This is a genomic window from Saccharopolyspora sp. (assembly GCF_017434145.1).
GTDB classification, from domain to species: Bacteria; Actinomycetota; Actinomycetes; order Mycobacteriales; family Pseudonocardiaceae; genus Saccharopolyspora_C; species Saccharopolyspora_C galaxeae.
On the sequence record NZ_JAFRFW010000016.1, the window covers coordinates 1 to 5,860 of the forward strand.

The 5,860-nt window shown below is 71.7% G+C and carries 7 protein-coding genes; 5 read left to right on the top strand and 2 right to left on the bottom strand.

Annotated elements, in window-relative coordinates; translation table 11 throughout:
* The coding region (locus tag IJH84_RS00370) for a MarR family transcriptional regulator (RefSeq protein WP_295138805.1) at positions 1 to 462 on the bottom strand (462 nt) is incomplete at its 3' end.
* A gap of 322 nt (positions 463 to 784) precedes the next feature.
* Here IJH84_RS00370 and IJH84_RS00375 point away from each other — a divergent pair.
* The 4 genes from IJH84_RS00375 to IJH84_RS00390 are packed head-to-tail and all read left to right on the top strand — an operon-like array spanning position 785 to position 3,343.
* A complete protein-coding gene (locus IJH84_RS00375; protein WP_200070622.1) occupies positions 785 to 1,372 on the top strand; it encodes a non-oxidative hydroxyarylic acid decarboxylases subunit B in 588 nt (195 codons plus the stop codon).
* A gap of 59 nt (positions 1,373 to 1,431) precedes the next feature.
* Positions 1,432 to 2,847, top strand: coding sequence for a non-oxidative hydroxyarylic acid decarboxylases subunit C (locus IJH84_RS00380; protein WP_295138811.1), 1,416 nt, complete (start codon positions 1,432 to 1,434; stop codon positions 2,845 to 2,847).
* Between the two features lie 17 nt (positions 2,848 to 2,864).
* Positions 2,865 to 3,092: a non-oxidative hydroxyarylic acid decarboxylases subunit D gene (locus IJH84_RS00385; RefSeq protein WP_200070620.1), complete on the top strand. Its 228-nt coding sequence runs from the start codon at positions 2,865 to 2,867 to the stop codon at positions 3,090 to 3,092.
* Entirely contained in the window at positions 3,092 to 3,343 is a 252-nt protein-coding gene (locus IJH84_RS00390) for a hypothetical protein (protein ID WP_233627519.1), read from the top strand. Before IJH84_RS00385 ends, IJH84_RS00390 begins: the two co-directional genes overlap by 1 nt.
* Positions 3,344 to 3,380: 37 nt before the next feature.
* Here IJH84_RS00390 and IJH84_RS00395 read toward each other — a convergent pair whose 3' ends face one another.
* On the bottom strand, positions 3,381 to 4,871 hold the full coding sequence (locus tag IJH84_RS00395; protein WP_200070619.1) for an MFS transporter: 1,491 nt from the start codon (positions 4,869 to 4,871) through the stop codon (positions 3,381 to 3,383).
* Positions 4,872 to 5,033: 162 nt separating this feature from the next.
* Here IJH84_RS00395 and IJH84_RS00400 point away from each other — a divergent pair.
* Positions 5,034 to 5,860, top strand: an 827-nt coding sequence (locus tag IJH84_RS00400; RefSeq protein ID WP_295138820.1) for an alpha-L-rhamnosidase N-terminal domain-containing protein, incomplete at its 3' end; no start/stop codon positions are given.

Below are 5,860 nucleotides of genomic sequence, written 5' to 3' on the forward strand. Positions count from 1 at the left end.
TGCGTTCTCGGGGGTTGCGGCGTTCTCGGGCGGTGCGGCGAGTTCGCCGCTCTCGTCGGCGGCCAGCTTGGCCAGCAGTTCGCGCAGCTGATCGGCCTCGGTCGCGGTGAGCCGCTGCAGCATCCCGCCGTTGATCTTCTCGGCGAGCCGGTGCGAGTCCGCGAGCACCCGCCTGCCGTCCGCGGTCAGGTGCAGCACGCGGCGCCGCCGGTCGTAGCTGTCCACGGTGCGCTCGATCAGCGCGCGCTGTTCGAGGCGGGCGAGCATGGCCGCGAGGGTGGCCTTGTCGATGGCCGCGCGGCGGCCCAGCGCGGTCTGCTCGATGCCCGGATGTTCGTCGATGGCGGTGAGCGCGGCGTACTGCGGTTTGGTGAGCTGGGGCAGCTCGGACTGCCAGCGCGCGCCGTGGTCCTGCAGGACCCGGCGCATGAGGTGGAAGACGACGTGCTCCAGGTGCTGCACTTGGCGCGCTCCTCCCGCTGAGGGTGTCTCGGAACGGTTGCGTAGTGGGTGGGGAACCTCGTTACGCCCGCCGGCGCCGTGTGCCGCCCCCGTCGTTGGCTCTGCCCGGTATTCGCTCGCCCCCGGCGGCCGCGGGCCCGGCAGATCGGTGGCCCGCCATTCTAGATCCCGGCCGCTGCGCGGTTGCGCACGCCGGTCCGGTTCGGGCGGTTCCGGGTACCCGGTGGCCTGGTGGCCGCGGGCAGTTCGCGCCACCAGGTGTTAGTATGTAGACGAACGTTCGCATACGAACTATTATTCTCGGTGGGCGGGAGGTCCGGCGTTGCGGCTGATCATCGGGATGACCGGGGCGACCGGGGCGCCGCTGGGCGTCCGGCTGCTGGAAGAACTGCACGAGCAGCCCGAGGTGGAAACGCACCTCGTGCTGAGCCGCTGGGCGCGCACCACGATCGAGCTGGAAACCGGTTACAGCGCCCGCGAGGTCGGCAAGCTCGCCGACGTGGTGCACGGCTCGGGTGATCAGGGCGCTTCGATCTCGTCCGGCTCCTTCCGGACCGACGGGATGGTCGTCGTGCCGTGCAGCATGAAGACCCTCGCGGGCATCCGCACCGGGTTCGCCGACGGCCTGGTGGGGCGGGCGGCCGACGTGGTGCTCAAGGAACGCCGCAAGCTCGTGGTCGTGCCGCGGGAGACGCCGCTCAGCGAGATCCACCTGGAGAACATGCTCGCGCTCTCGCGCATGGGCGCGGTGATGGTTCCGCCGATGCCCGCCTTCTACAACAACCCGTCGTCGGTCGGGGACGTGGTCGACCACGTGGTCGCCAGGGTGCTCGACCAGTTCGGCCTGCCCGCGCCCGCCGCCCGCCGGTGGAACGGGCTCGCCGAAGCGCGGCGGGACGACGAGCGCTGAGCCGGTACGTCCGGGAACGAGCCGCCGATGGGCATCCGGCGAGCGGTGAGGAGGAGATCTTGGCCTACGACGACCTGCGGTCCTATTTGGACGCATTGGAGAAGGAAGGGCAGCTGCTGCGGGTGCCGGAACGGGTCGAACCGGAACCGGACCTGGGCGCGGCCGCGAACGCCGCCGCACGGCTCGGCGAGAACGCGCCCGCGCTTTACTTCGACGACGTCAACGGGTTCGTCGACCCCCGGATCGTGCTCAACGCGCACGGTTCCTGGGCCAACCACGCCATCGCGATGGGCCTGCCGCCTTCCACGTCCACGCGGGAGCAGGTCGAGGAGTTCATCCGCCGCTGGGAAGACTTCCCGGTCGCCCCGCAGCGCCGCGACGATCCGCCGTTCGCGGCCAACACCAGCGACGACGTGGACCTGTTCGACGTGCTGCCGCTGTTCCGGCTCAACGACGGCGACGGCGGCTTCTACCTGGACAAGGCCGCGGTGGTCTCGCGCGACCCGGACGACCCGGACAACTTCGACAAGCAGAACGTCGGCACCTACCGGCTGGAGGTGAAAGGCCCGAACCGGCTCGGGATGCAGCCGGTGCCGATGCACGACATCGCGCTGCACCTGGGCAAAGCCGAGGAGAAGGGCGAGGACCTGCCGGTGGCCATTGCACTCGGCAACGACCCGCTGATCACGGTCGTGGCGGGCACCCCGCTCGGCTACGAGCAGTCCGAGTACGAGATGGCCGGTGCGCTGCGCGGCGCGCCCGCTCCGATCGCCACGGCCCCGCTGACCGGGTTCGACGTGCCGTGGGGCTGCGAAGTCCTGCTGGAAGGTGTCGTGGAGGGCCGCAAGCGGGAGATCGAGGGCCCGTTCGGCGAGTTCACCGGGCACTACTCCGGCGGCCGGAACATGACCGTGGTGCGCATCGACCGGATCTCCTACCGCAGCAAGCCGCTGTTCGAGTCGCTGTACTTGGGCAAGCCGTGGACCGAGATCGACTACCTGATCGGCCCGGCCACCTGCGTGCCGCCGTACCAGCAGCTGCGCGCGGACTTCCCCGAGGTGCAGGCGGTCAACGCGATGTACACGCACGGGCTGCTGGCGATCGTGTCCACCAAGAAGCGCTACGGCGGTTTCGCCCGCGCGGTCGGGTTGCGCACCATGACCACGCCGCACGGGCTCGGCTACACCAAGGTCGTGATCGTGGTCGACGAGGACGTGGACCCGTTCGACCTGCCGCAGGTGATGTGGGCGTTGTCGACCAAGGTCAACCCGGCCAGCGATCTGGTGAACCTGCCGAACATGTCGGTGCTGGAGCTGGACCCGGGTTCGCAGCCGCCGGGGATCAGCAACAAGCTCGTGATCGACGCGACCACCCCGGTCGCGCCCGACACGCGCGGGCACTACAGCCAGCCGGTGCGGGACCTGCCGGAGACCGAGCGGTGGATTTCCCGGCTGCGCACGTTGCAGGGCAAGTGAGACGAGAGGAGCCGACGATGTGTCCTCGTTGCGCCGCTGAAGGACTGCGGCGGCTGGCCGTGTCGCCGGTCGCCGGGGTGTGGGAGGTCTGGCAGTGCGAACGCTGCCTCTACACCTGGCGCAGCACCGAACCGGACCGCCGCACCAAGCGCGAGTCCTATCCCGACGCGTTCAAGATGACCCAGGCCGACATCGACGAGGCGCCGCAGGTTCCCGCGATCCCGCCGTTGCGCCGGACGAGCTGATGAACGCGCTGATGTGGGAGGCGCGCGCGCCGGAGGGCAAGCGGGACGAACTGCTCGCCTGGGTGCGCGCGCACGGCGTGCCCGCGTTGCGCGCGAGCGGCGGGGAGGACCTCGCGGTGTACCGCTCGGCCGACCGGGTCGTGGTCATCGCGCACTTCGCGGGCGAGCCGGTGCGGCTGCCCGAGCCGCCGGAGGAGCTCAGCGCCCGCCCGCCGCACCAGTGGCCGTTCGAGAAGTGCTCGCCGCAGTGAGCGCGGTCGTTCCGAGCGAACGGACCGTTCGACCGATCTAGCGGGACGAACGGTCCGTTCGCTCCTCGATGGAGCCGTGTTGGGTGCAAGGGTCCTGACAGGCGTGGTTGAGGCCCGGGACCGCGACGGACTCGACGGGGCAGCGGCGGTCGATGGTGCACCAGGAAAGCACTCCGCCCAGCGCGCACACCGCCGCGGAGATCACCATCGCCCTGCCGAACCCGCTGCCCACCGTGGCACCGGGGCCGGTCATGCCCGCCACCAGCGGCAGCACCGCGACGGCGACCAGCCCGGCCAGCCGGGAGATCGCGTTGTTCACCCCGGAAGCCACCCCGGCCCGCGCCGGTTCCACCGCGGCCAGCACCGCCGAGGTCAGCGGTGCCACGGTCACCGCCAGGCCGAGCCCGAACACCAGCACTCCGGGCAGCACACCGGTCAGGTAGGACGATCCGGGCACCGCCAAGGTCATCAGCGCCAGCCCGGCCGCGCAGCCGAACGGGCCGATCGTCATCGGCAGCCGCGGGCCGGTTCGCTGGGCCAGCGCACCCATCCGGCCGGACAGCAGCAGCATGATCACGGTGATCGGCAGGGTGGCGATCCCGGCCTCCAGCGCCGAGTAGCCGAGGGTCTGCTGCAGTTGCAGCGACAGCAGGAACAGCGCGCCGCTCAACGCCGAGTACACCGTGAACGTGGTCAGGTTCGCACCGGTGAACTGCCGGTTCGCGAACAGCGCCGGCGGCATGATCGGCCCCTTCGTCCGCGACTCCACCAAGGGGAACGCCACCAGCCCGGCCACTCCGGCGGCGAGCGCCACGGCGGTCAGCACGTTCCAGCCGTGCACGGGCAGTTCGATCAGCGCGTAGATCGCCCCGGCCAGCCCGAGGGTGATGGCCGCGGCTCCGGCCAGGTCCGGCGCTCCGGTGACGCCGGTGCTGCGGGTTTCCGGCACGTGCCGGGCGGTGACCACCAGCGCCACCGCGGCGATCGGGAGGTTGATGAAGAACACCCAGCGCCAGGACACCGCGTCCACCAGCCAGCCGCCGACGAACGGGCCGAGCGCGGAGGAAACCCCGGTCAGCCCGGCCCAGGTGCCCACCGCCCGCCCCCGGTCGTCGGGCCGGATCGTCGAGTTGATCAGCGCGAGGCTGCCCGGCACCAGCAGCGCCCCGCCGACGCCCTGCACCAGCCGGGCGATGATCAGCACCGCGCCGTCCGGCGCGAGCCCGCATCCCAGCGAGGCGAGCGTGAACACCACCAGCCCGATCTGGAACACCAGCCGCCGCCCGTAGCGATCGCCCAGCGCCCCGCCGAGCAGCAGCAGCGCGCTGAGCGTGAGCAGGTAGGCGTCCAGCACCCATTGCAGCACCGCGAACCCGCCACCGGTGTCCCGGCCGATGGCGGGCAGCGCCACGTTGACCACCGAACCGTCCAGGAACGCGACCCCGGAGCCGAGGATGGTGGCCACGATGATCCAGCGGCCTGCCCGGCCGCCGAGCGCCACGGTCGGCGGGGCTGACGGAGCTTCCATGCTGGCCTCTTCCGCTGGGTACCTCGTTCGGGTTCCGGGCGACTCGCCGAGGATAAGCGTGCGCGCCCGGGCGCGGCACCTGTCCACTGTGGAGTGTTGACGGGGTGGGGTGCGCTGCGTACAAACAGCCTCGGCGTTGGCGATCGTGAGCGGGGGTGGCCGGTGACCGGACTCCGGGTCGCGGGGCCGCGGGTCGGTGAGCTGCAGGTCGGCGGGTTGGGGGCCGGCAGGCACGGTCCACTGCTCGGCGTGGACGATCCGGCTCCGGACCTGAGCTGGCGGCTGCTGGGCGACTCCGGCCACCAGAGCGCCTGCCGAGTCCAGGTGTTCGACGAACGCGGGGAACAGCTGTGGGACAGCGGGGTCGTCGAATCCGGCTGCGCCGGACTCGGCTACGGCGGCCCGCGGCTGCCCGCGCGCACCCGGGTCGAGTGGCGGGTCCGGGTGCGCGACCAGGACGACCGCTGGTCGCCTTGGAGCGAACGGGCCGGCTGGGAAACCGGCCTGCTGACGCGCGCGGACTGGGGCGGGGCGCGCTGGATCGCGCATCCGCGGCGCGGGCCGGGCGACCCGCTGCCGATCTTCGCGCGGGCTTTCCGGGTGAGCGGTCCGGTCCAGCGCGCACGGCTGTACGTGTGCGGGCTCGGCGTGCAGGTCGTGACGCTCAACGGCCGCCCCGTCACCGACGAGGTGCTGGCCCCGGGGAACTCGAACTACCAGCGATCCGCCGAGTACCGGACCTACGACGTCACGGAGTCGGTGCAGTGCGGGCCGAACACGCTCGGCGTCCGGCTCGGCCACGGCACCGCGCACGTGCACCGGGAGGGCACGAACTCCGGTCTGCGCGACGCGTATTCGTGGTGGACCAGTCACGACACCGCCTCGGGGGTGCTGAGCGCGGACGCCAGCGCAGGTGACGACTCGGTCCGGGCCACCGGCACCGGCGGCTACTTCGTGGGCGGTTCCGTGCACGTCGGCGAGGGCGAGCA